The sequence below is a fragment of the Wenyingzhuangia sp. IMCC45533 genome, assembly GCF_054111225.1.
The window spans coordinates 622,107-648,429 of sequence record NZ_CM134197.1; the positions used below are offsets into that span (position 1 = coordinate 622,107).

Below are 26,323 nucleotides of genomic sequence, written 5' to 3' on the forward strand. Positions count from 1 at the left end.
AAGTGAAACCATAACATAAATCAAAGAAATCAATTTTAAAAAGACAATAATCCTTATATTTGAAGGCAAAAATATTTTTATGAAAAATTTATGGCTTCTCATTCTTTGCCTCTTTTTATCTACTTACACTCCTTTTTACGCGCAATCGCATAACGGAGATTTAACTTTAACTACGCAAGAGGAAATAGACAATTTTAACTACACTGAAGTTAATGGGTCTTTGACTATTTCTGAAGCTACTCCTGGTGGTATTACAAACTTAGGGGGATTAGAGAAACTAGAACAAGTAAATAATAATTTTACTATAAGTAAAAACTCATCCTTATCCTCTCTAGAAGGCTTAAATTCGCTCACTTCTATTGGAATTAAAGATTCTATATACCAAGTGTCTTATAACTTTCCTCGGCTTATAATTGAGGATAATGAAAATCTTGTATCTTTAAGAGGCTTAAATGATTTAACAGAGGTAAAAGGTAGTATTTACATCACCAACAACAACTCTTTAGTTTCTTTTGAAGGGTTGAACAGTTTGACACAAATAGGACACCTTTTTTTTGTTTCATCAAATAACAGTCTAACTTCTTTTTTAGGTCTTTATAAACTAGAAAATATTGGTTCTGAACTTGATTTAGACAGAGATAATACTGGAGGACTTCTTATTTCAAACAATATAGAATTAAACTCTCTTAATGGATTAAATAATTTAAAAACTGTAATTTCTTTAAATATTACTGGAACTCCATTGCTAAAAAACTTTCAAGGATTAAACAGTTTAGAAAAAATATTTTTAGATTTTTCTTTATTCTCTTCTTTATCTACCTCTTTTATTGAAGAAAACGGTGAAATGGACGTTTTACTAGAATCTTTAGAAGGCTTGGATAATTTAACTGAAATTAAAAGAGATTTGACAATATTTGGAAGTCCACATTTAACAAGTTTAGATGGATTTAAAAAACTGACAACTGTTAATGGTAATATTCGAATTGGAGATAATAAAGCATTAAACTCTATTGCTACTGTAGAAAATATTCAAAACTTTAGAAGTACTATTACTATTTTTTATAATGATAACTTATTAGACTTTTGTCCTTTAAAAAATCTTCTTCCCACATTAACTTCTGAGCAGATTAGAATATACCATAATGGAAATAATCCTACTTACGCAGATTTAATTAACGATGAATGTGTTATTGATAGTGGAGATAACGGTAACGGTATTTTTGGAGGTAGTGTAACGCTTAGTAATCAACAAGAAGTTGATGTATTTAATTTTAATACAGTAACGGGTAATTTAACAATTGAAACCCCTAATATTAATAATATCAAAAACCTAAATAATCTTACTTCTGTGAAAGGAATATTTTCCATTAACGAGACCACTATTAGTTCATTAAATGGCTTGAGTAATTTAGCAAATACCAAATCAATAAATCTATCTAACAACACGCTACTTACCAATATAACTTACTTAAATAACTTAAATACTCTTTATTCATTAAATATTACCAATAACACAAATCTTAAATCACTTGGAGGGCTTGACAATATCCATACATGTCATTATCTAACCATAGTTTCCAATAAATATTTAGCCAACTTAAGTAACTTAAATAATATTACAGAATCAGATTATATAAAAATTGAAAAGAACGATCATTTAAAAAACTTAAACGGTTTAAATAATGTAAGTTCATTTATTGATCATTTATCTGTTTCCGACAACAAAAGACTATCGAGTTTAAGGGGGCTTGAAAACATCTCAACTGTATTATCTTATTTATTCATAGATGATAACCCTAGTCTTATTAGCTTAGAAGGATTGAATTCTTTAGAAGAAGTTGAACGTTTTTACATAAGAGGTAATCACTTATTAAGAACATTATCTGGTCTAGATAAATTAAATAAAGTAAATCGTCTATATATTGGATTTCTTTCAAAAGGTAACAACTCTTTAACATCACTGACAGGACTAGAAAACGTAACAAGTATCGATAGATTAGATATATGGAAAAATGAATCGTTAACTTCATTAAATGGTTTAAGAAAACTCAACAGTGTAAATTCTATTATAATCCGCAACAATGCTTTATTAGAAAACTATTGTGAATTATTACCTTTATATACAACTGAAGACTATCCCCGAGTAATAAATAAAGACTATCCTAGATTAATAAGTAGAGGAAACGGAGTTGATATTAGATATAATGATTTTGTTGAATATACCTTTTGTCAAAACAATAATTTTGACAGCGATAATGACAGTGTTACTGATGATAAAGATATTTGTTCTAACACACCTGAGGGAGTTAAAATTTATGCAGATGGCTGCCCTATCGGTGATATGGACAATGACAATGTATTAGATAGTATCGACCTTTGTCCAAACACCTCTTCGGGAGATAATGTTGACTCGCGAGGGTGTAGTAATAGCCAAAAAGATGATGACAATGATGGAGTACTAAATCCCGATGATTTATGTCCTAACACTCCTATTTTTGATATTGTTGACGAAAACGGCTGTACTAGAATCCTATCAAATGAATTATTTTTTAATTCAACTGACTCTGAAATCAGATTAACCATTGACCAATCTATATTAAGTATTGAATGGTCTGAATTTAAGAGCCTTAAACTATACAGCCTCCAGGGTAGGTTGTTGCTTCAATCTAGCACAAATCAAACAGCAATTGAAAATTTAAGTTCTGGTATTTACTTTTTAGAGATTTCTAGTAAAAAGAATTTAATACATAGAATAAAAGTTGCTAAATAATTTTGGAACAAAACAACTCATAAAAAAAAGGTTCGCTAAAATTAGCCAACCTTTTTTATAAGTTATGTAACGTGTGTTAAATCAATCTTTATTAGTTAACGTATAACCTTTCCATTTTTCTAGTACTTGCACCATGTCTTGAGGCACTTCAGAGTCAAACCTCATCATTTTTCCAGTAGTGGGATGTTCAAAACCTAATGTTTTTGCATGCAGAGCTTGTCTAGGAATTATCTTAAAACAGTTTTCTACAAACTGCTTGTACTTGGTATAGGTAGTTCCTTTTAGTACAGCATTCCCTCCGTAACGTTCGTCATTAAACAAAGTATGACCAATGTGCTTAAAATGGGCTCTAATTTGATGAGTTCTACCTGTTTCTAATTCACACTGCACCAAAGTTACATAAGTAAAACGTTCTAAAACTTTATAGTGTGTAACTGCAGGTTTTCCTTGATCTCCTTCTGGAAAAACATCTTGCTGCAATCTGTTTTTTAAATTTCTTCCGATATTTCCCTCAATCGTCCCTTCATCGTCCTTCACATTTCCCCATACAATGGCATGATACAAACGTTCTGAAGTTTTGTCGTGGAATTGTTTAGACAAATGAGCCAAAGCATGTTCTGTCTTAGCAACAACCAACAAACCACTAGTATCTTTATCAATACGGTGAACCAATCCTGGCCTACCATCAGCATTTTCTGGCAAATTTTTAAAGTGATGCATTAAAGCGTTTACCATGGTTCCATCGTAATTTCCGTGACCAGGATGCACAACCATTCCTGCAGGCTTATTAATTACAATTACTTCATCATCTTCATAAACTACATTTAAAGGAATATCCTCAGGTAATATCTCTGTTTCTCCAGGGGCAAACTCAAAAACTACTTTTACAACATCTCCTGGTTTAACTTTATGATTGGCTTTAACTACCTCATCGTTCACCAACACATTCCCATCTTTAACAGCCTGTTGTACTTTGTTACGAGTAACATTCATAATAAAATTCATCAAGAACTTATCAACTCTTAAAGGCTCTTGCCCTTGTTCTGCTGTAAAATTGTAATGCTCGTAATTCTGCTCCATTTCTGGTCCTATTCCCTCCATATTTATCTCAATTGTCCGTTACCAATAACGATATCTATCACAGACATCTTAGGCAACATATCTCCCTCTTTTAAGTCTTTTCCTTTAAATTTTAAACCTCTCACAACGGTTCCTATATCATCAACCTCTTCATATCCTCCTATATTAAAACCACTGTTAATAATCAGTTGTACTATTTCTTTTTTGGTACTTCCATAAAAAGATGGAATGGGAGCGTTTGCATAACCGTTAGGATTTATTGTTAAATATATTTTTCTTTTTTCTTTTACAATTTGTCCTGCTTCTGGTTGCTGCTCTAAAACGGTTTCTTTAGGAATTTCAGGATTGTAGCTTCCTGTTTCTAGTACTTCACAATCTAGTTTTAAATCTTCTAAAACTATTTTTACCTCCTCTAAAGTAAGTGCTGTTAAATTGGGTACTTCTATCTTTTGATCTTGATGTGTATACGATTGTAAAAATTTCATTACCCCAAAAACTAACAAAACACTAATAATCAATGCTGTTAATAAGCTCAGCAAAAAGTACTTACTCTTTAAGAAATGTAACAACTTCATTTAAAATTATTTTTGACAAAGATATAAAACCTAGATGCATGGATTTGAATTAATATTTAATATTTTTAGACCAAATTACACCTAATTATGAAACCGAATATAGCCATTATGATGGGAGGATATTCTAGCGAATATCAAATATCAATGATTAGTGGAAATGTTGTCTTTAACCATATTGACACTAATTTATACACTCCCTATAAAGTAACGATTACTAAAGATCAATGGTCTGTAGAAATTGAAGAAGGCTTATTATTGGGTATTGATAAAAACGATTTTTCTTTCGTGCACAATCAACAGAAAGTAAAATTTGATTGTGCATTTAATGTAATACACGGTACTCCTGGAGAAGATGGAAAAATGTTAGGTTATTTGGAAATGCTTGACATTCCTCACACCTCGGCTCCTAGTTACCAAATGGGATTAACCTTTAACAAAAGAGATTGCTTAAGTGTTTTAAAAAAGCAGGGGATTCACGTAGCAAAATCACTCTACTTTAACAAGGGAGAGACTATTAACAAACAAAGGGTTGTTGATGAGTTAGGGCTTCCTTTATTTGTAAAACCTAATAACGCTGGGTCTAGTTTTGGTATCTCCAAAGTAAATCAAATAGATGATTTTGAAGCTGCTTTAACCAAAGCTTTCAAAGAAGACTCTGAAATTTTAATAGAAGCTTTTTTAGAGGGTACAGAAGTGTCCATCGGAGTTATTAATTATCAAGGCGAAATTATTCCTTTACCTGCTACTGAAATTGTATCAGAAAATGACTTTTTTGATTACGAAGCCAAGTACGAAGGAAAATCTACGGAAATAACTCCTGCGAGAATTTCTGAAACTCAACTACAAAATTTACACAATGAGGCTTTAAAAGCTTACAAAGCACTTAACATGAGTGGTTTTTCGAGATCTGAATTCATTTTTATTGGAGACACCCCCTACTTTTTAGAAATGAACACTGTTCCTGGTATGACCACAGAAAGTTTACTACCGCAACAAGCGAAGGCTGCTGGAATACCGCTCGAAAAATTGTTGACGAACGCTATTGAAATGGCCACAAAAAAGTAATACCTTAAACTTTATGAAAAAAGCTGTATTCCCAGGATCTTTTGATCCTATTACTTTAGGTCATGTAGATGTGATTAATAGGGCTTTGCCTTTGTTTGATGAGCTCGTGATTGCCATTGGTATTAACGACTCCAAAAAGTACAAGTTTTCTTTAAAGGAACGTTTGTCTTTTATAGAAAAGACCTTTGAACATGTTTCAAACCTTAGTGTAATGACCTATACAGGCTTAACTACCGAGTTTTGTAAAGACATTAATGCCAATTTTATTTTAAGGGGACTTAGAAATCCTGCAGATTTTGAATTTGAAAAAGCTATTGCTATTACCAATAGAAAATTAACAGGTATAGATACTGTATTTTTATTAACGAGTGCAGACACCGCTTTTATAAGTTCTAGTATTGTGAGAGATATTATTAAGCACCACGGAGATTTAACAAAATTCGCTCCTCAAGCCGTAATTGATGGCATCAAATAAGAATTAGCTATCTAAAATAATTAAGCTATAAAGTATTTCTTTTTTGAAAGTCTTTTCTTAGGAGTAAAAATCTTATCAATTCTTTTCTTCTTCATAAACATTTTCTCAACCTCTTTAGTATTGACTTTGTTTATTCTTTGAATAGATTCTTTTAATTCGGGAACGACTTCGTTTATATTGTCCAATCCTTCAATTCCAGGGTTGTTAGAAAAGGCTAATGATGATATCATCATTGCTAATCCCAAAATTGTATTTCTTAAAAATCTGTCCATTGTTTTCTGTAAACTGCGTTGCAAATATACCTTCTCAACACCACCAAAAACATGTAGAATCAGTTAACTTATTGTTAACAAATTGTTAGTTGGCATTTCTGTTTTTTAGACATCCACTTTCCCATTCGAAACATTTAACACCCAATAACACCAATCTGTAAAAAAAATACTTTTGGGATAGTTTTACCCCCTTCCTATTCATCACACACACAATAAAAGTCTAGATTTTTCTAGCACTGCGTAACAAATACCTTTTCCATTGACCACAACATCATCAGTAGAAAAAAAAGGATTAGACGTGATATTTTTAGCCAATTGTAAGCTAACTTTAAGTAAAGCCTTTAAAAAAATATTATGTCGACCAAAGAAAACTTACAAAACGAAATTATTTCAAAATACATGGAGCACGTTTTAGAAAACGGAGAAGCTCCTAAATCAATTTACAGTTTTACGAAAACTTTAGAAATTGACGAGAAGGAATTTTACAATCATTACAGTTCGTTTGAAAGTGTTGCTAAAGATGTTTACAGTACTTTTTTTGACGAAACTTTAAAATTGATTAGTGCAGATGAAAGCTATCATGATTTAGATGCTAGAAATAAGTTGCTCGTATTTTATTTTACGTTTTTTGAAATGTTAACAGCTAACAGAAGCTATGTGATTATCACATTGAAAGAAAACAAAAATATTTTAGAAAAAATTAAACTATTAAACGCTCTTAAGGTAAAATTTAAGGAGTACGTGGCTTCGCTAGAAATAGATACTCTTGACTTTAAAAAAGAAGAAATTAACGAGTTTAATCAAAAGAGCTTAGAAGAGTTTAAATGGAAACAACTAGTGTTTACAATACAATTTTGGCTAGATGATACTTCTAACGGTTTTGAAAAAACAGATTTGTTTATAGAAAAATCTGTAAATGCAAGCTTTGATGTGATGAACCTAACTCCTATTAAAAGCATTATTGACTTTGGAAAATTCTTTTTCAAAGAAAAAATTAAACCTAACCTATAATATATGAAAACACTCGATAGCATACCTACAGGAAAAATACAACGCGCTTCCAAATTGATAAGCACGGGTGCCAAGGTGGGAATAAATTACCTAAAATACAACGTAGAGAAAACTGTTGGGAATGCTTCCGTTGCTAAACAGAATTTAGACAAAGCAAATGCCACGGATATTTATGATAGTTTAAAAGACCTAAAGGGGAGTGCTTTAAAAGTGGCTCAAATGCTGAGTATGGAAAAAAGTATGCTACCTAAAGCGTACGTAGAAAAGTTTTCTTTATCTCAATTTTCAGTTCCCCCTCTATCTTCTGCATTAGTTTTAAAAACATTTAGAAAATATTTTGGAAAAAGCCCAAGTGAAATTTACGATACATTTGATTTGAATTCTGTAAATGCAGCAAGTATAGGTCAAGTGCATAAAGCCACCTTAGATCAAAAAAAATTAGCTGTAAAAATTCAATATCCTGGAGTTGCCCAAAGTATTAGTTCAGATTTGGCTCTTGTTAAACCTGTAGCTATTAAAATGTTTAATATTAAAGGGAAGGGATCTGACAAATACTTTAAGGAAGTAGAAGATAAGTTAATTGAAGAAACCAATTATATTTTAGAAGTTAATCAGAGTATAGAAATTTCTGAGGCTTGTAAAGACATTCCTAATTTAAAATTTCCAAAGTATTATCCTGAGCTATCTACAGACAGAATCATCACTATGGATTGGATGACGGGAGTTCATCTTTCTGAATTTGAGATTGATCAAGTTGATGAGAGTACGAGAACCAAAATTGGTCAAGCCTTTTGGGATTTTTATATGTATCAAATTCACGTTTTAAAGAAAGTTCATGCAGACCCTCACCCAGGGAATTTTCTTATTTCAGAAAATTATGATTTGATTGCTCTAGATTTTGGGTGCATGAAGCAAATTCCTGACAACTTTTACATTCCATATTTTGAGTTGGCAGACCCAAAGGTAATTGATGACCCTGTTTTATTTAAAGAGAAATTATTCGAATTAGAAATTTTATTAGAAGAGGATTCTCAAGAAGAACTGTTCTTTTTTACTAGCTTATTTCACGACCTACTAAGCCTTTTTACGCAACCATTTCACGTGGAAACTTTTGATTTTTCTGATGAAGTTTTCTTTGGGAAAATTGCAGCCTTGGGAGAACGTTTTAACAACGATACCCAACTAAAAAACATGAATGGAAACAGGGGTTCTAAACATTTTATATACATGAATAGAACGTTTTTTGGTGTGTACAATTTAATGCACGATTTAAAGGCTAAAAATATTGTCATCAACAACTATAAAACTTTGTAAATGAAAACTTATACACACCAAGAAATTAAAGAGTTAGACCATATTTTTAAGATCAATCTAATCAACAGTGCAACAGGCTTTAAGTCTGCCAATTTGGTTGGATCTATTTCTGATAGCGGTATTGAAAATGTGTCTGTTTTTAGCTCTGTAGTACATATGGGTTCAGCTCCTCCGTTGCTGGGTATGATTTTTAGGCCTACAACGGTAGCGAGGAACACTTACGATAATATTAAAGAGAATGGTTATTATTCCATCAACCATATATACCAGAATATTATAGAAGATGCTCATCATACAAGTGCAAAGTATCCTTTTGAAATAAGCGAGTTTAATCAAACAGCGTTGACTCAGGAATTTAAGCCAGACAGTAAGATTCCTTTTGTTAAGGATGCACCTGTCCAAATATTGATGAAATATGCAAACGAATACGATATCAAAGAAAACGGAACCATTCTTTTAATTGGGGAAATTGTAAAACTATACGTACAAGAAGATTTGATACATCAAGATGGTTTTATTGATTTGGCAAAGGGAAAAGTAGTAACCATCAATGGTTTAGATGGATACGTAAAAACTGATTTAATTGAGCGTATCCCCTATCAACGACCCAAACCCATCAACAAGTAGACATAGATGATTGACACAAATCAACAATCGTATAGTAAATGCGCAAGCATCGTTATAAAAAATTAGATGTTATTTAAGATTCCTTTACCCTTTGTACTCATTGGTTATGACAGGAGTTTTAAACACATCAAAGCAACACAAAAATGAAAATACTAATTACAGGAACTACAGGTTATATTGGGCTAAGGCTCATTCCCGTTTTGTTGCAAAACAAACACGAGCTGGTTTGCTGTGTTAGAGATTTGAATAGAATTCCTGAGGACTACAAAGACCATAAACACATCACGTTTATAGAAGTCGATTTTCTGAAACCTAAAACTTTAAAAAACATACCTACTGATATAGGTATCGCCTATTATTTGATTCATTCCATGTCTAGTACCTCAACAAGTTTTGAAACTTTGGAGTCTAACTGTGCTAAAAATTTTAAGAAGTATATTGAAAAAACTCGATGTGAACAAGTCATTTACTTAAGTGGGATTGTAAATGACAAACATTTATCAAAACATTTAAGGTCTAGAAAAAGAGTTGAAAGTATATTGGGAAAGGGAACCTTTAATTTAACCACTTTCAGAGCAGGGATTATTGTAGGTAGCGGAAGTGCTTCTTTTGAAATTATTAGAGACTTGATAGAAAAACTACCTATCATGATTACTCCAAAATGGTTGAATACTAGAACGCAACCCATTTCTGTAACGGATGTAATTTCGTTTTTATCTAGAGCCGTACTTGTCAAAGAGCTATACAATCAGTCTTACGACATTATGGGACCAGAGGTACTCACCTACAAAGAAATGTTATTACAATTTGCCAAAGTAAGAGGATTTAAGAGATACATTTATACAATTCCCGTGATGACTCCCAAATTGTCCTCTTACTGGTTATATTTTGTAACTACTACAACTTATTCATTAGCAGTTAGTTTGGTTGATAGTATGAAGGTGGAAATTATAGGGAAACCTTCATACATCAACCAAATATTAAACATCACTCCTATTAGTTACCAAGAAGCTGTTAAAAATGCTTTTGTAATTATTGAGCAAAATGCTATTGTTTCTAGTTGGAAAGATGCTGTGAACTCTCCTATTCTAAGTGAGTCTTTAGGAAAACACTTGAACCCGCCACAATATGGTTGTTTTAAAGATATTAGGTCTAAACAAATTGTTGATGAAGAAAAAACCATATACAAAATATGGTCTATCGGCGGAGACACAGGCTGGTATTACGGAAATTTTTTGTGGAAGTTAAGAGGTTATATTGATTTGTTTTTTGGAGGTGTAGGACTAAGAAGAGGAAGAACTCACGTAGACAAAATACAAACAGGAGATGTTATAGATTTTTGGCGAGTTATTTATGCCAATAAGGAAGAAAAAAAACTACTGCTCTATGCAGAAATGAAATTACCTGGTGAAGCTTGGTTGGAGTTTAAAATTTTAAACAACAAACTTTTTCAGAGAGCCATTTACAGACCTAAAGGTGTATTAGGCAGACTTTATTGGTACGCAGTTTGGCCTTTTCACGGATTTATATTCAACGGAATGTTAAGAAATATTATTAACCCATAAAACCATAACAATATGTATAACAAAGAATCATTAGCTGTGGTTTGGTTAAAGCGCGATCTTAGATTGCAGGATAACGAAGCTATACAAAACGCAATTAGAACTGGAAAAAGAGTATTACTCCTTTTTGTGTTCGAAGAATTTTTGATTAAAGATCCTCATTACGATAAAAGACATTGGGATTTTATTAAAGAATCTATCAGAGATATTAACAAGCATTTATTGCCTTACAATTCTAAAGTATTGGCGGTAAATTCTGAGCTGGCTGCAACCATTAATCAATTGCAACAGTTTTATAATATTAGAGATTTGTTTTCCCATCAGGAAACAGGATTGATGTGTACTTATCATAGGGACTTAAAAATTAAAAGGTATTGCCATAATAACCTTATTGAATGGACAGAGAGCATTTGGAATGGTGTACTAAGAGGAATAAAAAACAGAAAAGGCTGGGTTGGAAAGTGGAAAGAATATATGGAAGCTCCACAGGCTCCTTTTCACCCAAAAAACCAGTTATTAACCATTCACGAGGTTGAAGAACTAGAAAAACAATTCTCCGCTACAGATTTATCTACCCCAGAACAAAGTCTGATACAAAGAGGTGGAATCACAGAAGCGTTAAAATACCAAAATACTTTTTTTAAGGACAAGTATTTAAATCCTAAAAAAGAGAAAGACAACACTCAAATAGAATCTTGTAGTCGATTATCTCCTTATTTAGCTTGGGGAAATTTATCAACAAGAGAAGTATGGCAATCTTCTAGGGCTATTAGGCCTTTGAGTAAAAACAAAAAAGATTTAGATGCTTTTATGGCCAGATTAAAGTGGCAAGCTCATTTTATACAAAAGTTTGAAATGGAGCACACCATGGAAGAATCTAGTATCAACCGAGGGTATCAAATGTTAAAGAAAAATATTTCTCAAAAATATCAGGAGGCATGGGAACAAGGACAAACAGGAGTTCCTATGATTGATGCTTGTATGAGATGTATGAACCAGACAGGGTATCTTAATTTTAGAATGAGAGCCATGATTGTGTCTTTCTTTACACACTTACTTTGGCAACCTTGGCAGGAGTGTGCTGTGTACTTATCTAAAATGTTTATCGATTTTGAACCAGGAATTCATTTTGCACAAGTACAAATGCAAGCCGGAGAAACTGGTGTGAACACCTTGCGCATTTACAATCCTGTAAAAAATGGACACGAGCTAGATGCCAATGCTGATTTTATTAGAAAGTGGGTACCTGAATTGGCTCATTTGCAAACCAAACACATCCACGAACCTTATTTAATGACTCCTTTAGAGCAAGGATTATTTAATTTGAAATTGGGGATTGATTACCCACATCCTATCATCGATTTAAAAGCAAACAGAAAAAGAGCTAGTAAAATATTATGGGAAATGAAAAATGACCCAATGGTGATGGAAGAAAACGATAGAATTTTAGGGAAACACACCAATAATGATTCTTTACACCATGCTGTATAACACTACTTATAAAAACAATGATATAAAAAATGCTATTGATGCCATTGTTGGTAAACCCTACTCGTTTTTAGATAGAATCAAACTAAAAAGAGTGGGCTCCCAACGAATGATTGTTGAAGAAGTTTCTCCAAAATACTATTCCTATTTAAATACGGTAGGAGATGTGAACTACATTAACATTGAATTAAGACCTAAAGGTATTTTAGTTCATCTAACGCAAGCCTTAAATAGATTTTCTTGGCCGATAGCTTATCACTACCTATCAATTTTTGATAGCAATTTACTGAGTATTCATGCCCAAGGGAATTACATCAAAATAAGAAAAGACGATAGATACAACAGCAATCTAACTTTCATCAAAAAAATATTAGCGCTTAAAAGCAACATGTCTAATCACTTTTATGAATAACAAACACGCATTAACAGAAACACAAATAGACCGAGTTATAGAAATGGCTTGGGAAGATAGAACTCCTTTTGAAGCTATTAAGTTTCAGTTCGACTTATCAGAGCAGGAAGTCATAGAGCTGATGAGAACAGAGATGAAAAGTTCTAGCTTTAAAATGTGGAGAAAACGAGTACAAGGTAGAGCTACCAAGCATTTGAAAAAACGAAGTTTTGTAAAGGGTAATTTTAAATGCAGCCTACAGAGAAATATTACGCAAAATAAAATATCAAAAAGATAAATATATGTCTACATACTTAATTATAGGAGCCTCATCAGGAATTGGAAAATCTACTGCAGAAGCGCTTGCGAAACAGGGCCATCAGGTAATAGGAACTTATTATAAAACTAATGTTGAAAATTTTGAAAACGTTGATTACCATCAACTGAATGTTTTAGATGATGAATTAAATTTGTCCGCGTTGCCAGATGCTTTAGACGGTATTGTGTACTGTCCGGGCAGTATTAATCTTTTGCCTTTTGCTAGAATTAAACCTGAGGATTTTTTAAGTGATTATAACTTGCAAGTCATTGGAGCTATCAAAGTCATACAGGCTTGTGTTAAAAAATTAAAAAAAGGAGTGAATCCTTCTATCGTAATGTTTTCTACTGTAGCGGTTCAAAACGGTTTTAATTTTCATTCGCAAGTAGCAGCATCCAAAGGAGCTGTAGAAGGATTAACTAAAAGTTTGGCAGCAGAGTTATCACCAACGATAAGAGTTAATTGTGTGGCACCGTCTATCACTAATACACCTTTAGCAGGTAAGTTATTAGGAAACGATGCTAAAATTGAAGCCAATGCCCAAAGACACCCTTTGAAAAAAATTGGAGATCCTAAGGATATTGCCAATATGGTTTCTTTTTTATTATCAAACAACGCTAGTTGGATTACAGGACAAATTATACATGTAGACGGAGGAATGTCTACACTTAAAATATAAAATTCGTATAAAATGATTGCAATCTTAAAACAACTTCCGATTAAAATTTTACAAGGAAAACATCAGAAACTTGTTTCACAAGCTTTAACGTACTTAGGAACAGACAAAGAATTGTCCTATTACAAAATTCAAAAAGCCGAAAGGGTTGCAACCACCATACAAAATATAAAAAAATTTAATCCTTGGTAAAACTCAACGAATTATGTTTTCATTCTTAAGAAAGAAAAGTCCTTTAGAAAAACTAGAGGAACAGTATAAAAAATTACTTAAAGAAGCTCATCAGTTATCTACGGTTAATAGAACGCAGAGTGATGCAAAAATTGCTGAAGCAGAAAAGATTGCTTTGGAAATAGAACAACTAAAAAAATAGCATCATGGCATTTTATCAATTAAAAAGTGAGCAGTTTATCAACGCGAGCGTTGACGAGGTTTGGGACTTTATGTCTTCACCCAAAAACTTAAAAGATATTACTCCCAAACACATGGGTTTTGACATTACTTCTGATAATAAGGATGAAAAGATGTATCAAGGGATGATCATTAGCTACATCGTAAAACCTATGCTAAACATTCCAACTACTTGGGTTACAGAAATTACGCACGTTGTAGATAAAAAGTACTTTGTTGATGAGCAACGCATCGGGCCTTACAAGCTATGGCATCATCAGCATATCATAGAAGAAAGAGATGGTGGAGTTTATATGAAAGATATTGTTACTTACCAGCCTCCTTTTGGGTTTTTAGGAGCCATTGCAAATAGCCTATTTATTAAAAAACAGCTTAACAGTATTTTTAAATTTAGATTTGCTGCTGTAGACAATAAATTTAACTAATACACGACACAAAAAGTATTAATGAATCTTAATACTTTTTGTGTTTTCAATTTCATATTTTTGAACAAACAACATAAAAATATGTCAACATCTCCTTTAGTAAGATTTTGGAATTTAATTAATCAATATAAAAAACCTATCCGACTCATATACTACTACGCAATTATGAGTGGAATAGTAAACTTATCTTTACCTTTAGGAATACAAGCCATTATAAACTACTTGCAAACTGGAGAATTAACCACTTCTTGGATTGTATTAGTAGTTTTTGTGTTAATTGGTATTGCTATATCTGGTAAAATACAAATCAACCAGCTAAGAATTGTAGAGGACATTCAACAAGATATTTTTGCTCGTTCTGCTTTTGAATTTGCGTTTAGAGTTCCCAAAATTAAACAACTTAGCTTAGATAAAATTCATGCTCCAGAACTTGTCAATCGTTTTTTTGATGTCTTGACCATTCAAAAAGGAATGCCTAAAATACTAATCGATTTTTCTTTAGCCGTATTCCAAATTGTTTTTGGTTTGCTATTACTTACTTTTTACAGTTCTTATTTTGTTTTTCTAGGAGTAACATTGGTTTTAATTATCTATTTAATTTTTAAAATAACGGGACCCAAAGGTTTAGAAACTAGTATTAAAGAAAGCAAGTACAAGTATAATTTAGCACATTGGATTGAAGAAGTTGCAAGCAATGCAAAATCCTTTAAAGTTCACAATAAAGGAAATTTACACTTGAATAAAACTGATGATATCAATATTAATTACTTAGAAAGTAGAGAAAAACACTTTAACATATTAATTAAACAATTTGTTTTATTTATTGGTTTTAAGGTTTGGGTAGCTGCTGGTTTATTATTACTTGGGGGATATCTTGTTTTTCAGCAACAAATGAATATTGGTCAGTTCGTAGCTTCTGAAATTATTATTATTTTGATTATCAATTCTGTTGAAAAAGTCATCAGAATCATGGAAACTATTTACGACGTATTAACTGCTTTAGATAAAATTGGTTACGTAACAGATTTGGAATTGGATAAAGAAACCGGATCAGGTGACTTGACTACAAAAGAGGGATTATCCGTTAAAGTTGATGGCATAGATTTTATGTATCCTAATGAGGATAGTTACTTGTTTCAAAACTTGTCTTTTGATATTGAATCTGGAGAAAAAGTTTGGTTAAAGGGAGATACAGGTTCAGGTAAATCTACCTTACTAAATATTTTGGCTAGAATTCACGATGCCAACAAAGGTGAAGTTCTTATCAACGATAGACCAATAGGGTTTTATAAAAGAGAATCTTATAACGAGCATATTAGTTTTATCAATCCAAACACAGGGTTGTTTGAAGGAACCATTGAAGAGAATATATTGTTGAATAGAGAGATTGACCAAAAAGTGTTAAGTGATGTTTTAGATGCTTTACAATTAACTGAATATATTTCGAAACTCAAATCTGGAATTAAAACTGAGGTAGATTCTGAAGGTAGAAGAATGCCTAGGAGTATTATCCAAAAAATTATTTTAGCTAGATCTTTGGCAGGCTCTCCAAAGTTGTTGTTGCTGGAAGACCCGTTACAGTTTATTGACGAAGATGAAAAGAAAAGTATTATAGATTATATCATGAATCCTAATAAAAACTGGACTGTTATTGTAATTGCAGACCACTTGTACTGGGCTGACAAATCTAATCAAATTATAAAACTATAAGCTCATGTTAAACATATCAGAAAACAGCATAGGCAAATTAGTTAGAACTAACAGCTTTAAATCTTTTAGGTTTTTAAAAAGTAAAGATCACAGCAAACAAAGGATGTACTACGGTATTGTACTTTTAATACTACTTATTATTGTTGTATTTGTGCCATGGACTCAAAATATTAAAGGAAAGGGTTATGTTACTACCCTTTTACCAGAGCAAAGACCTCAGCCTATACAATCTATCATTTCTGGTAGATTGGAAAAATGGTATGTGAGAGAAGGTAATTACGTAAAAAAAGGGGATACATTAATATATATTACGGAAGTAAAAAATGACTATTTTGATCCTAATTTAGTTCAGAGAACACAAGAACAAGTAAATGCTAAGTCAGAAAGCATTACCTCTTATGATGATAAAGTAATTGCTTTAAGAGCACAACTCGCATCTATTAGAGAAAGTAGGTTGCTAAAATTAGAACAGGTTAGAAATAAAATTATTCAGACCAAAAACAAAATCAGCATTGACAGCATTGATTTGAATGCGTACAAAATAAAGTACGATATTGCTGTTAATCAATACAATCGAACTAAAGAGCTGTATAATCAGGGGCTAAAATCTTTATCTGACTTACAAGAAAAAGAACTTAAACAACAAGAAGTTTATGCCAATTATTTATCTCAACAAAACAAGTTAGAGAATCAAAAAAATATGTTGATTAACTTTAAACTAGAGTTATCATCAACAGAACAGGACTATAATCAAAAGATAGCCAAAACCAATTCCGATATTCAAAGTGCTTTATCCGCTAAGTTAGAGGCTACTTCAAACACTTCTAAACTTAGAAATCAGTTGAGTAATTACGAGCAAAGGCAAAATCTCTACTATATTACCTCTCCTACCAACGGGTACATCACAAAAACCATTAAAAAAGGTACAGGACAGTTGATTAAGGAAGGAACTGACATTTTAACCATCATGCCTTCTAGCTACGATTTAGCTGTTGAGGTGTATGTTAAACCTCAAGATTTACCACTCTTAAAATTGAACGATCATTCCCGATTGCGTTTTGATGGATGGCCTGCATTGGTTATTAGCGGTTGGCCCGAAAAATCTACAGGTATATTCTCTGGAAGAATTTTTGCGATTGACCAGCATATCAGTGAAAATGGCAAATACAGAGTTTTAATAGCACCAGATTTAAATACCAAACCATGGCCCGAAAATTTGAGAGTGGGAACTGGTACTTATACATTTATCTTACTAAAAGATGTTCCCGTGTGGTACGAATTATGGCGTAACTTAAACGGATTCCCTCCAGACTTTTATAGATCTGATGAAGAGAAGCAAGACGGAGAATCTAAAGAAATAAAGAAAAAAGCACCTATAAAATCGGTAAAGTAATGGACAAAATTATTTGGATATTTATAGTGTTATTTTCTTACAAAGCTGTAGCTCAAGATACGCTTGTCAACGTGCTTTCATACAAGGAATACATCAATAATATTATTAATGAACATCCTCTTTCTAAAAGTGCACAACTAAAAGAAAAGGTTGCCAAAGCAAGACTGTTAAGTGCCAAAGGTGAATTCGATCCCACATTGGCTTCTAGTATAGATCAAAAGCAATTTAAAGGACTTGAGTACTACAACATATTTAAAAATAAAGTGAGTATCCCCACTCCTATTGGGGTAAATGTTACTGGTGGTTTTGAAAATAATAGTGGTGTGTTTCTAAATCCTGAAAATAATATTTCTGGAGCTGGATTGTGGAGTGCTGGTTTAGAAGTTGATGTAATTCAAGGCCTTTTGGTGAACACGCGAAGAATAGCCTTGAAACAATCGAGAGTTTATCAAAATATAGCACAGCAACAGCAACAGCAGCTGTTAAACGAATTGGTATACAACGCTTCTAAAGCTTATGCAGAATGGCAACAATATGCATCAATTTATCAAACCATGCTATTGAACGTTGGCTTAAGCGAGTTGTATTTAAAGAACACAAAAACATCTTTCTCTAATGGAGAAAAAACTGCGATTGATACTTTAGAAGCGGGTGTGTATTTGCAAAACAGTAACATCCAACTTTTAAAATACAGACAACTACTTGTCGAAAAAAAAATAAAGGTGGAAAACAATTTATGGTTAGACAATAATCCTGTAGGATTGAAAGATAATATTGTACCTGAAAACGATATTATACCTCACAAATCCGATGAAATTGTGTTAGAGGACAACTTGGATAGTATTCCAATTATTGCAGAAAAAATAGGTAAAAGAGATGTTCTAATCCTAAAGCAACGATTGAATAGAGAAAAGCTTAAGCCTAAGTTAAAGTTAAAATACAATCAGTTATTTAGTACTAAAAGAGGTGAAGTATTTGACCCTATATACGATGTGGATGATTACAAGTGGGGAGCGAGTTTAACCTTACCTATATTTTTTAGAACAGCGAGAGGAAAATATAGAGAAAGTAGGTATAAAGTAGAAGAACTTAACTACGACATCGCTTATAAAAGAACTGAAATTCTAAATAAAATAGCTGCGAATAAGCAAAATCAAGTCGCATTAATTGATCAAATAATCCTTCTAGAGCAAAATATTAACGGTTACGAAAAACTTTTAAATGCTGAAACCACGAGATTTGAATATGGAGAAAGCTCTCTATTTTTAATTAACAAAAGACAGGAAAAATTGATTGAGTCGAAATTGAAATTGTTAAGTACGCAAAACAAATTAATTACCAATTACTTAGATTACCTTTTACTTACCAATAGAATTATACCCAACGACTAAATAATATGATAAAAAAAATCGTTCTATTTATCATCATCAACTTTACTGCTTTAGGTGTAGGTAGTATCTTTACAAAATCCGGAGTTTCATCTGAATGGTATACGATGCTTAACAAAGCTCCGTGGACTCCCCCTGGTTATATGTTTGGTATCGCATGGAGTACAATTATGGTTTTGTTTGCTGTATATGTGAGCTACTTGCTTAAATATCAAAAATCCAAAGAAATTATTGGACTGTTCGTTTTACAGTGGATTTTAAATGTAAGTTGGAATCCCGTATTTTTTTATTTCCAAAACACCCATTTAGGGCTTGTTATTATTCTTTCATTACTAGTTGTCATTACTACTTTTCTATTTCGTTACGTACAAATACTTAAGGCCAAATCGCTATTGATTCTCCCTTATTTTATTTGGTTGATGATTGCTTGCTCTTTAAACTTATATATTGTATTAAACAACTAAGCAGACCACCTTACTTTGATTCGTATCGAGTTAACTTTTACTGATAACATACCGCATTTACAATACAAATTCACCTTTTGTAAGTCTACACTATATTACTTTTAGTTGTTGATGAAGAAAGTTAAAACAGAAGATGTACGTCTGTTCCGCTGAAATACTGCTAGAACTTTTACATTAAAAATCATTCAAGATAACCATCTTAAAAATAGATAACTTTATTTCTGACTTGACTTATACGATGTAATGAATTTTAATTATAAAATGCAAAGTCACATGCGTTAGAGTACAATTGATGCTCCAACAAACTATTGCAAGTATCGATTAAGACTAGAGCACTCATCATAAAAAATAAAGGTCAGCATTTACGCTGACCTTTATTTGTTCGCTCATGGAACGATTAAAATAAATTTATTTACAGAACTATTTTCTTTGTTATAGTTGCTTTCTTAGTTTTAATTTTAATAATATAAACTCCGCTGGTTAAGCTTGTAGCATTAACTATGGTACTACTAGAACTTGTTTCCATTGTAGCATCTAATAAAATTTCTCCAGTTAGGCTATATAAATTTATTGTATCAATATTGTCATCCTCTAAAACAACAGAAATAATTCCCTCTTCTGTTTTAATTACTGTTTTAGTACTCGTTGTTTCATCTACAACAGTGGCATTACTTAGAGTTTCCTCCGTTTTGAACACCAAACTGAATCTATCATTATATTCTCCACTTTCCAAATTTACCTTATAAATATCTTCGTGCAAGTCTGTTAGTGTTTTTGCTGTATCATCATACAGGTAAGCACGTCCTTGTAAATTTTCTGTACCGTCTAACTTAAAGGTGATTTCCTTTTCCGTATCGATAGAAACACCTATAGGTAATTCTAAATCTTCGCTTTCAAACGGAACACTTGTAATAATAAACCTGTTATATTCAGTTTCTCCAGGTAGTCTCCAATAAGCATCGTCGTTATTATAGTCAAACATATAAGCATCTTTACCTGCTTCTCTTTCCATAACTCCTCCTTCTAGAGCTGTAACTAGTTGTCTATGAGAAATAACACCACTTTCTTTAGTGTACTCAAACCCTACACGAACAATAGCCCTTAGAGATTTTAATTCTTTGGTCTTAAAGAAGTGTCTACTTCCGTCATAAACTATTCCGTCTCTCAAAGCATTCGTGAACTGTACGTTACCCCCACTACTACCTCCTACTACGACAAAACCTTGACCTGGTTTTATAAATTCGGTAGGTGTTGTCGTTCCAGAAACAGGATCGTTACTTTGGTTGATAGCGGCTACTTTAATACCATTCACAATCGTAGCATAGCCACCAATATCGTCTCTTTCTCCTGCTGCATGTTCATCTCCTACAGGTTGTTCCCAAAGATAAACTGTCCCGTCAGTTATATTGGATGCCAACATCGTACTGTTAAATGTGTCAATATTAATAGTAGATGGGTATGGATTACCTGTTAGTAAAATTTCATCTATACCAATGGGAACGTTAATCTCTCCATTGTTAGGAGTTCCTATAAAACTATATTCGCTAACGACTCCAGTTCCTTTAATTGTATATCCTAAACCAGATATTAAATTTCTAGTTGGCGACAACGGACGAAAATCTGAAAAATTATTTAAATAGTTTAACCACTTTCTACTCAACGTGCTTTCTGAACCGTCTACAAAGTTAATATAGCTAATATTTCTAGTATCTGTTAAATTCGGTCCGATGCTAAACTTAACATTATTAGAAATACTGTAGGTTCCACTTGTATTTACTGGAGAAGTCATAAAGTTATATCTGTAAATAGATGTTCGAGTTTCTCCAACAATCTTGTACAACGATCCGCTACCCAAGTTTGTGTCAGTAGTCGTCTGAACTAATTCTGATGTTCCTCTTAAATATAAATCTCCGTCTAATACCAACTGATCTGTTTTGATAAAATGATCAGTAGGTACAGTTAACACAGCTCCTGTATTAATTTTTAAACAGGCACATTCAAAGTCTTCCGAAAGAGTAACACTGTTTTCTATTACCACTCCTTTGGTATCGTCATTAACACCTGCTGCATTTCCGGCACCAGTTCCCCCTGACCAAGATCCATCATAAACAATGTCGTAAGTACAATCTACGATTGCAGATTGTATTCTATCAACATATACAATATCTCCCGCCTGTAAATTAGTCATTTGAATACCATACCTGAACTGTCCTGTTGAATAAGAAGCATCTGGAGTTACGTTAAAAGTAATTTTTTCCCAAGAACCGTCTGTTTGCGTAGTTGTAATATTCTCACTCTTAGAAGTTAAATCACCATCCACCAAAGTAGTTCCAGTTCTGAATTGACCTTGTATAGTTACTAAAGGTGAACTTAAACCAGATCTTACCACTTTAACCCACATGGAAACTCTCAAAGTTTTATTTAAAGTCTCTTGAAAATTATGAATGTAGGTATTTTCTACAAAATGCGTATCAGTTGGTGTCGCTGTGTAAGTATGTGCTAAACTTTGTATTCCTTCGTTAACTTCCGTGTCACTTACTTGTACGTTAGCGTAAGGCTTACTTTCTGGCGACCAAACAGTACTAGAACCAATCAAATCATCAAAACTTGGATTTTGTACAAAACCATCAATAGAGGTGTTATAAAACTCTATTGAATCAAACGAAACTTTTGTATCCGTAGTCCAGCTTCCAGAAGTATCTGTAACTAGTATCGCGTAATCAGAATTAACTCCATTCCATCTCGTTTCATCTAATTCAAAATTATAGGTTTTAAAATCAGTATCGTTAGCAGTAATTATATAATCTAAATTAGCCCATGAACTAGCTCCAGAAGGTCTACATCTAATTCTTAAAGTAGTACCAGCCGTCTCGTTTTTTAATACAACCTTAACAAACTTAAATGCATCTGCATTAAAACCAGCTCCCCCAAGATTTAAATTTGTTGGTGGATACATAATTGTATTCTCGGTTAAAGTATTTCCAGGATTAGGTGTATCATCATCTTCCTTTGGACTTACGATAGCCAAACCTGTATTAGGTCCTGAACCTGCATCAAAATTGATTTCTGTTGCAAATATGTTGGGCGAGTTTCCAAAACTTGTCCACCCCTCAAGATCAGAATCGAAAGTAATAACTTCTCTTTCTTCAATAATATTATTTATGGTCAGGGTCACTGTTTCAACATCTGTATTTCCAGAAGCATCCGATGCCGTAACATCAAAAGTATAGGTTGACTTTACGTCGTAATCTGGATTTTCTATTAATATTACTTGTCCGTTTGACGGATTTATAGAAAAAGAGGAAGCATCAGTCCCACCAATACTATAATTTGTTACCGCAATATTATCTGTAGCTGTAGCAGTATAAACTAATTGACCCGATCCGGTTTCTTCATCAATTGCAGTTGCTGTGTTGCTTGAAACAATCACTGGACTTTCCGTATCGGGAGGCGTAATCGTTGCTGAAAAGTTATCTACAAATACAACATCTCCAGAATTTAAGTTCGTTACATTCGATGGTACGGCACTGTCATAATTAATAGCAAACCAAAATGTTAGAGCATCAAAAGCACCATTGGTAACGGTCATATCAAAAGTTAGTTCTTCCCACTCCATAGCTGTGTTTGTTGTAGTCACATTTGTAATTGGAAAAGGACTTACGTTAGATCCTCCGTTAACGGTTCTAACTCTAGAACTTACAACAATTGGGTCTGTTCTATTTGTTTTAACCCACATTTTTACTTGTACAACCGTATTTACAGGAAACGCACTTGCATAGGTTTCTTGATAAGTAGAGAAAGACCAAAAAATTCCAGACTCGGCTTCATTAACGCCAGAGGTACCAGGATCATCTGGTGTGTCAATTGCATCCGAAGTATAAGTTATTCTCAAACTTTTATCACCTGATTGCGCTTCAGAAGTAGTGATATCCCTTACTGCAAAAGACCTAGACCCCACATGAGGATCACCTGCTGCATCTTCAAAATCAGGATTGATAATGAACTCTGAAAATGTACTTGGAGGTATAGAAGTTAAGAACTCAACCTCATCTACAAAAAAGTTGCCTTCCGTAGAAATGTTTGCCCCATTGTTTCTAACTAAAACGTCCAAATCTTGTACGGTGCCACTCCAATTGGTGGAAGAAGACATATCAAAATAAGTATCTGTGTATTCAGTTCTATTTGCTTCTATGGTCTGGCTAACCTGACTAATTGGATTGTTTTTATCAATATCTTGAAAACCTTGAACTCTTAATTGAGTTGCATCGGTTCCGTTCTTATGTCTAATCCTTATAAATTTATAAGTATCTGCATCTATACCTGCAACTTCCAATCCAAAATTTGAATTTACACTTGCTCTATCAAGAACCAAAGCTCCATCATTGCTAATTCCTTCTGTTGCATCATAGGTAACATCACCCGAACCAGCACTCACCGTACCATTGGACCAAAAACTAAGATCTGTATCGAAAGTATATAAAATTTGAGGTGTAAAATTGATAACTACAGTTCTTGTTACTTGAGTAGCGGCATTAGATTCTGAATCTACTACATCATAAGTTATTTTATAGACACCAGGGGTATTTGGGTCTACGGTATCACCTCCCACAATAATTCCTGCGGAAATGTCACCGTCTAAATTATCGTTAGCTGTTGCTCCTGCATCAGTATAAGAACCAACCAAATAATTCTGAGTAACATCTCCTCCGTTTAGAGTGATAACTGGTGCTGTGGTATCTCCAGGTGGAGCACTTACAAATTCTACTTCATCTAAATAAAACTTGTCTTCTCCGGGCTGTCCAAAGTTTAATCTTACTTGAAAGTAAAAGTTACTTGGAGTACCAGACCATCTTGTAAAAGAAGAAACATCCAAATATCTTACAATATAGCCTCCCATACTTGTAGGAATATTAAAAGCAATGGCTCCACCTGAGTTGTTCACAATAGTTTCGGAAGAACCATTTAGTCCTCCTATCCTTAGCTGAGTACCAGGGGTGTTGTTTCTAAATCTTATTTTTATGTACTTGTTAGCTGTGGCATCAATAGCTAAATCTGAAGCTGCAGTTCCTTTGACACCAAAATTGGCATTGTCTGATGTTCTGGTTAATGCTAATGCACCATCTACTCCTTCACTGCCTTCATAGGATACAGTTCCTAAAGAACCGAAATTTGTGTTCCATCCTTCCAAATCTGTATCAAAATTGACAGATTGTGCATTCGCTAGACCACTCACTAAGATTAGCGTGAGAAATAAATACTTGATTACTAGTTTTTTCATAATTAATAATTAATTAAATAGGGGTTGTTAGTTTCACTAAAGTTATAATTAAAAAATGCTAACTAAACAGTCTATGTTGTTTTTTTTTCAAAAATATCGTTTTTTTATCAATTATTTTTGTTAATTCTTAAAATATGACTGTAAAAAGTTAAATTTGCACCATGCCAAAAAGAGAACGAAACAAATTTGTAAAAAGAGGTGAAATCATCTCAATTACTATTGAAGATTATGCCTTTGGAGGAAAAGGTATTGGACGCATAAGAAATGATGAGGGGGAGTTTGTGGTATTTGTACCCAACACATTACCTGGACAGACGGTAAAAGCGCAAATAAAAAAAACGAGTAAGAGATATGCTGAAGCTAAGTTGTTTGAAGTTTTATCTTATTCTGAGCAAGAAACTGAGGTTCCTTATCAAACAATTCCTGGAGCCCCATATATAAAACTCCCTATAGATATACAGCATCAGTACAAGAAACAGAGCACATTAGAATTGTTTAAACGCATTGGTAAAGTAGATCATATAGAAGATTTATTTGATGAGTTTATTTCTTCTCCAGAGGTTTTTCATTATCGTAATAAAATGGAATATGGTTTTTCTGCCATAAGATATGATTTTGAACAAAAGACTGACGTTGATGAATTTGCTTTGGGCTTTAAAAAACGAGGAACTTGGTGGTGTACAGAAAATTTGGATCAAGATTCTGGATTGTTTGATGAACAAGTAGAAAATAACTTGAAATTAATTAGACAGTACTGTATAGATTCTGGTTTAGAGGCATGGCACGCTCCTCAGAAAAAAGGTTTTTTTAGATATTTTGTCGTACGTAAAACCTACAAAACCAATCAAATTCTATGTAATTTGGTAACAACTTCAGCACAACTATCTCATTTTGATATGGATGGATTTGTGAAGTTACTCAAAGATATTTTTGGAGATAGAATTGCTGGTTTGATTCACACAACCAATGATGAAATTGGAGATAGAACACTTGCAATTACTGGAAACGAGAGGTTAATTTTTGGACAGGATAGAATTATTGAAAACTTACTGGGGCTAGATTTTGAGATCTCTATGAAGAGTTTTTTCCAAACCAACCCAAAATCTGCAGAAAAACTGTACGCTAAAGTAATTGATTACGCATTAGAAAAGGAAGAAACCATAAATGGTAAAATTGTGATGGACTTGTTTTGCGGAACAGGAACAATAGGACAAATTTTGGCTTCTAAAACTACCGATACCAAAATAATTGGTGTTGATATTGTACAAGATGCTATTAATGATGCCAAGAAAAATGCCAAAAGAAACCACGTACAAGGAGTAGATTTTTATGCTGCTGATGTAGGAAAATTTCTACAAGAATACCCACAATACATTGGCGAAATAGAAACAATTGTTTTAGACCCGCCTAGAGCAGGTATTGCTCCAAAAACGTTAAAAAAAGTAATTCAAATCGGAGCTAGTAGAATGGTTTATGTTTCCTGTAATCCTGCAACGCAAGCAAGAGATACCGAAACTTTGATGCTGGCTGGTTACAAAATATCTAAAATGAGTTTGGTGGACCAATTTCCACATACTGCTCACATAGAAAGTATTGTACTTTTTGAAAGATAAAAGTATAAAGAACCTC

At 33.0% G+C, this 26,323-nt stretch carries 23 protein-coding genes; 19 read left to right on the plus strand and 4 right to left on the minus strand.

Annotated features, from left to right (window positions below; genetic code table 11):
* Positions 1-79: 79 nt before the first annotated feature.
* Positions 80-2,770: a T9SS type A sorting domain-containing protein gene (locus ACXGQW_RS02725; RefSeq protein ID WP_457823572.1), complete on the plus strand. Its 2,691-nt coding sequence runs from the start codon at positions 80-82 to the stop codon at positions 2,768-2,770.
* A gap of 81 nt (positions 2,771-2,851) precedes the next feature.
* Here the strand turns inward: ACXGQW_RS02725 and ACXGQW_RS02730 are convergent, their stop codons facing one another.
* Together ACXGQW_RS02730 and ACXGQW_RS02735 are read right to left on the minus strand one after the other, a co-directional pair.
* Positions 2,852-3,871: an RluA family pseudouridine synthase gene (locus ACXGQW_RS02730; RefSeq protein ID WP_457823573.1), complete on the minus strand. Its 1,020-nt coding sequence runs from the start codon at positions 3,869-3,871 to the stop codon at positions 2,852-2,854.
* Between the two features lie 2 nt (positions 3,872-3,873).
* Positions 3,874-4,425, minus strand: coding sequence for a PASTA domain-containing protein (locus ACXGQW_RS02735; protein ID WP_457823574.1), 552 nt, complete (start codon positions 4,423-4,425; stop codon positions 3,874-3,876).
* A gap of 87 nt (positions 4,426-4,512) precedes the next feature.
* Between ACXGQW_RS02735 and ACXGQW_RS02740 the strand changes: the two genes are divergently transcribed.
* Together ACXGQW_RS02740 and coaD are read left to right on the plus strand one after the other, a co-directional pair.
* A complete protein-coding gene (locus tag ACXGQW_RS02740) occupies positions 4,513-5,490 on the plus strand; it encodes a D-alanine--D-alanine ligase (protein ID WP_457823575.1) in 978 nt (325 codons plus the stop codon).
* Between the two features lie 13 nt (positions 5,491-5,503).
* Positions 5,504-5,965 (plus strand): pantetheine-phosphate adenylyltransferase, encoded by a 462-nt coding sequence (gene coaD, locus ACXGQW_RS02745; RefSeq protein WP_457823576.1) that lies wholly within the window; start codon positions 5,504-5,506, stop codon positions 5,963-5,965.
* Between the two features lie 20 nt (positions 5,966-5,985).
* On the opposite strand, the gene ACXGQW_RS02750 is transcribed toward coaD, so the two are convergent.
* The gene (locus ACXGQW_RS02750) at positions 5,986-6,237 is read right to left on the minus strand and encodes a hypothetical protein (protein WP_457823577.1); all 252 of its coding nucleotides are present in this window, start codon (positions 6,235-6,237) and stop codon (positions 5,986-5,988) included.
* Positions 6,238-6,591: 354 nt separating this feature from the next.
* Here ACXGQW_RS02750 and ACXGQW_RS02755 point away from each other — a divergent pair, with 354 nt between their 5' ends.
* The 15 genes from ACXGQW_RS02755 to ACXGQW_RS02825 all read left to right on the plus strand — a co-directional run bounded on the left by ACXGQW_RS02755 (position 6,592) and on the right by ACXGQW_RS02825 (position 19,416).
* On the plus strand, positions 6,592-7,248 hold the full coding sequence (locus ACXGQW_RS02755) for a TetR family transcriptional regulator C-terminal domain-containing protein (protein ID WP_457823578.1): 657 nt from the start codon (positions 6,592-6,594) through the stop codon (positions 7,246-7,248).
* A 3-nt stretch (positions 7,249-7,251) separates the two neighbouring features.
* Positions 7,252-8,562 (plus strand): ABC1 kinase family protein, encoded by a 1,311-nt coding sequence (locus ACXGQW_RS02760; protein WP_457823579.1) that lies wholly within the window; start codon positions 7,252-7,254, stop codon positions 8,560-8,562.
* The gene (locus tag ACXGQW_RS02765) at positions 8,563-9,189 is read left to right on the plus strand and encodes a flavin reductase family protein (RefSeq protein ID WP_457823580.1); all 627 of its coding nucleotides are present in this window, start codon (positions 8,563-8,565) and stop codon (positions 9,187-9,189) included.
* 143 nt (positions 9,190-9,332) lie between these two features.
* Complete coding sequence (locus tag ACXGQW_RS02770) at positions 9,333-10,754, plus strand: SDR family oxidoreductase (protein ID WP_457823581.1); 1,422 nt, start codon at positions 9,333-9,335, stop codon at positions 10,752-10,754.
* 12 nt (positions 10,755-10,766) lie between these two features.
* Positions 10,767-12,242, plus strand: coding sequence for an FAD-binding domain-containing protein (locus ACXGQW_RS02775; RefSeq protein WP_457823582.1), 1,476 nt, complete (start codon positions 10,767-10,769; stop codon positions 12,240-12,242).
* Positions 12,217-12,651, plus strand: a complete 435-nt coding sequence (locus ACXGQW_RS02780) for a hypothetical protein (protein WP_457823583.1) — start codon at positions 12,217-12,219, stop codon at positions 12,649-12,651. The genes ACXGQW_RS02775 and ACXGQW_RS02780 overlap by 26 nt, the downstream gene beginning before the upstream one ends.
* A complete protein-coding gene (locus ACXGQW_RS02785) occupies positions 12,644-12,928 on the plus strand; it encodes a TIGR03643 family protein (RefSeq protein ID WP_457823584.1) in 285 nt (94 codons plus the stop codon). Before ACXGQW_RS02780 ends, ACXGQW_RS02785 begins: the two co-directional genes overlap by 8 nt.
* Positions 12,929-12,932: 4 nt before the next feature.
* The gene (locus ACXGQW_RS02790) at positions 12,933-13,628 is read left to right on the plus strand and encodes an SDR family NAD(P)-dependent oxidoreductase (protein ID WP_457823585.1); all 696 of its coding nucleotides are present in this window, start codon (positions 12,933-12,935) and stop codon (positions 13,626-13,628) included.
* 12 nt (positions 13,629-13,640) lie between these two features.
* Positions 13,641-13,817 carry a hypothetical protein gene (locus ACXGQW_RS02795; protein ID WP_457823586.1) on the plus strand — a complete coding sequence of 59 codons (177 nt, stop codon included), beginning with the start codon at positions 13,641-13,643 and terminating at the stop codon, positions 13,815-13,817.
* Between the two features lie 13 nt (positions 13,818-13,830).
* Positions 13,831-13,998 carry a Lacal_2735 family protein gene (locus tag ACXGQW_RS02800; RefSeq protein WP_457823587.1) on the plus strand — a complete coding sequence of 56 codons (168 nt, stop codon included), beginning with the start codon at positions 13,831-13,833 and terminating at the stop codon, positions 13,996-13,998.
* Positions 13,999-14,002: 4 nt separating this feature from the next.
* Positions 14,003-14,461, plus strand: a complete 459-nt coding sequence (locus ACXGQW_RS02805) for an SRPBCC family protein (protein ID WP_457823588.1) — start codon at positions 14,003-14,005, stop codon at positions 14,459-14,461.
* 165 nt (positions 14,462-14,626) lie between these two features.
* Positions 14,627-16,171 (plus strand): peptidase domain-containing ABC transporter, encoded by a 1,545-nt coding sequence (locus ACXGQW_RS02810; RefSeq protein ID WP_457823589.1) that lies wholly within the window; start codon positions 14,627-14,629, stop codon positions 16,169-16,171.
* A gap of 4 nt (positions 16,172-16,175) precedes the next feature.
* On the plus strand, positions 16,176-17,564 hold the full coding sequence (locus tag ACXGQW_RS02815; RefSeq protein ID WP_457823590.1) for an HlyD family secretion protein: 1,389 nt from the start codon (positions 16,176-16,178) through the stop codon (positions 17,562-17,564).
* On the plus strand, positions 17,564-18,955 hold the full coding sequence (locus tag ACXGQW_RS02820; RefSeq protein ID WP_457823591.1) for a TolC family protein: 1,392 nt from the start codon (positions 17,564-17,566) through the stop codon (positions 18,953-18,955). The genes ACXGQW_RS02815 and ACXGQW_RS02820 overlap by 1 nt, the downstream gene beginning before the upstream one ends.
* Before the next feature lie 5 nt (positions 18,956-18,960).
* Positions 18,961-19,416 carry a TspO/MBR family protein gene (locus tag ACXGQW_RS02825; RefSeq protein WP_457823592.1) on the plus strand — a complete coding sequence of 152 codons (456 nt, stop codon included), beginning with the start codon at positions 18,961-18,963 and terminating at the stop codon, positions 19,414-19,416.
* A 412-nt stretch (positions 19,417-19,828) separates the two neighbouring features.
* On the opposite strand, the gene ACXGQW_RS02830 is transcribed toward ACXGQW_RS02825, so the two are convergent.
* Positions 19,829-24,694, minus strand: a complete 4,866-nt coding sequence (locus tag ACXGQW_RS02830) for an immunoglobulin-like domain-containing protein (protein WP_457823593.1) — start codon at positions 24,692-24,694, stop codon at positions 19,829-19,831.
* 161 nt (positions 24,695-24,855) lie between these two features.
* Between ACXGQW_RS02830 and rlmD the strand changes: the two genes are divergently transcribed.
* Positions 24,856-26,307, plus strand: a complete 1,452-nt coding sequence (rlmD, locus tag ACXGQW_RS02835; protein WP_457823594.1) for a 23S rRNA (uracil(1939)-C(5))-methyltransferase RlmD — start codon at positions 24,856-24,858, stop codon at positions 26,305-26,307.
* Positions 26,308-26,323: the final 16 nt, after the last annotated feature.

Bases quoted from the DNA above. Each gene is read 5' to 3' on its own strand.
- ACXGQW_RS02725 (WP_457823572.1), top strand. From the start codon at position 80: ATGAAAAATTTATGGCTTCTCATTCTTTGCCTCTTTTTATCTACTTAC.
- ACXGQW_RS02730 (WP_457823573.1), bottom strand. From the start codon at position 3,871: ATGGAGGGAATAGGACCAGAAATGGAGCAGAATTACGAGCATTACAAT.
- ACXGQW_RS02735 (WP_457823574.1), bottom strand. From the start codon at position 4,425: ATGAAGTTGTTACATTTCTTAAAGAGTAAGTACTTTTTGCTGAGCTTA.
- ACXGQW_RS02740 (WP_457823575.1), top strand. From the start codon at position 4,513: ATGAAACCGAATATAGCCATTATGATGGGAGGATATTCTAGCGAATAT.
- coaD (WP_457823576.1), top strand. From the start codon at position 5,504: ATGAAAAAAGCTGTATTCCCAGGATCTTTTGATCCTATTACTTTAGGT.
- ACXGQW_RS02750 (WP_457823577.1), bottom strand. From the start codon at position 6,237: ATGGACAGATTTTTAAGAAATACAATTTTGGGATTAGCAATGATGATA.
- ACXGQW_RS02755 (WP_457823578.1), top strand. From the start codon at position 6,592: ATGTCGACCAAAGAAAACTTACAAAACGAAATTATTTCAAAATACATG.
- ACXGQW_RS02760 (WP_457823579.1), top strand. From the start codon at position 7,252: ATGAAAACACTCGATAGCATACCTACAGGAAAAATACAACGCGCTTCC.
- ACXGQW_RS02765 (WP_457823580.1), top strand. From the start codon at position 8,563: ATGAAAACTTATACACACCAAGAAATTAAAGAGTTAGACCATATTTTT.
- ACXGQW_RS02770 (WP_457823581.1), top strand. From the start codon at position 9,333: ATGAAAATACTAATTACAGGAACTACAGGTTATATTGGGCTAAGGCTC.
- ACXGQW_RS02775 (WP_457823582.1), top strand. From the start codon at position 10,767: ATGTATAACAAAGAATCATTAGCTGTGGTTTGGTTAAAGCGCGATCTT.
- ACXGQW_RS02780 (WP_457823583.1), top strand. From the start codon at position 12,217: ATGATTCTTTACACCATGCTGTATAACACTACTTATAAAAACAATGAT.
- ACXGQW_RS02785 (WP_457823584.1), top strand. From the start codon at position 12,644: ATGAATAACAAACACGCATTAACAGAAACACAAATAGACCGAGTTATA.
- ACXGQW_RS02790 (WP_457823585.1), top strand. From the start codon at position 12,933: ATGTCTACATACTTAATTATAGGAGCCTCATCAGGAATTGGAAAATCT.
- ACXGQW_RS02795 (WP_457823586.1), top strand. From the start codon at position 13,641: ATGATTGCAATCTTAAAACAACTTCCGATTAAAATTTTACAAGGAAAA.
- ACXGQW_RS02800 (WP_457823587.1), top strand. From the start codon at position 13,831: ATGTTTTCATTCTTAAGAAAGAAAAGTCCTTTAGAAAAACTAGAGGAA.
- ACXGQW_RS02805 (WP_457823588.1), top strand. From the start codon at position 14,003: ATGGCATTTTATCAATTAAAAAGTGAGCAGTTTATCAACGCGAGCGTT.
- ACXGQW_RS02810 (WP_457823589.1), top strand. From the start codon at position 14,627: ATGAGTGGAATAGTAAACTTATCTTTACCTTTAGGAATACAAGCCATT.
- ACXGQW_RS02815 (WP_457823590.1), top strand. From the start codon at position 16,176: ATGTTAAACATATCAGAAAACAGCATAGGCAAATTAGTTAGAACTAAC.
- ACXGQW_RS02820 (WP_457823591.1), top strand. From the start codon at position 17,564: ATGGACAAAATTATTTGGATATTTATAGTGTTATTTTCTTACAAAGCT.
- ACXGQW_RS02825 (WP_457823592.1), top strand. From the start codon at position 18,961: ATGATAAAAAAAATCGTTCTATTTATCATCATCAACTTTACTGCTTTA.
- ACXGQW_RS02830 (WP_457823593.1), bottom strand. From the start codon at position 24,694: ATGAAAAAACTAGTAATCAAGTATTTATTTCTCACGCTAATCTTAGTG.
- rlmD (WP_457823594.1), top strand. From the start codon at position 24,856: ATGCCAAAAAGAGAACGAAACAAATTTGTAAAAAGAGGTGAAATCATC.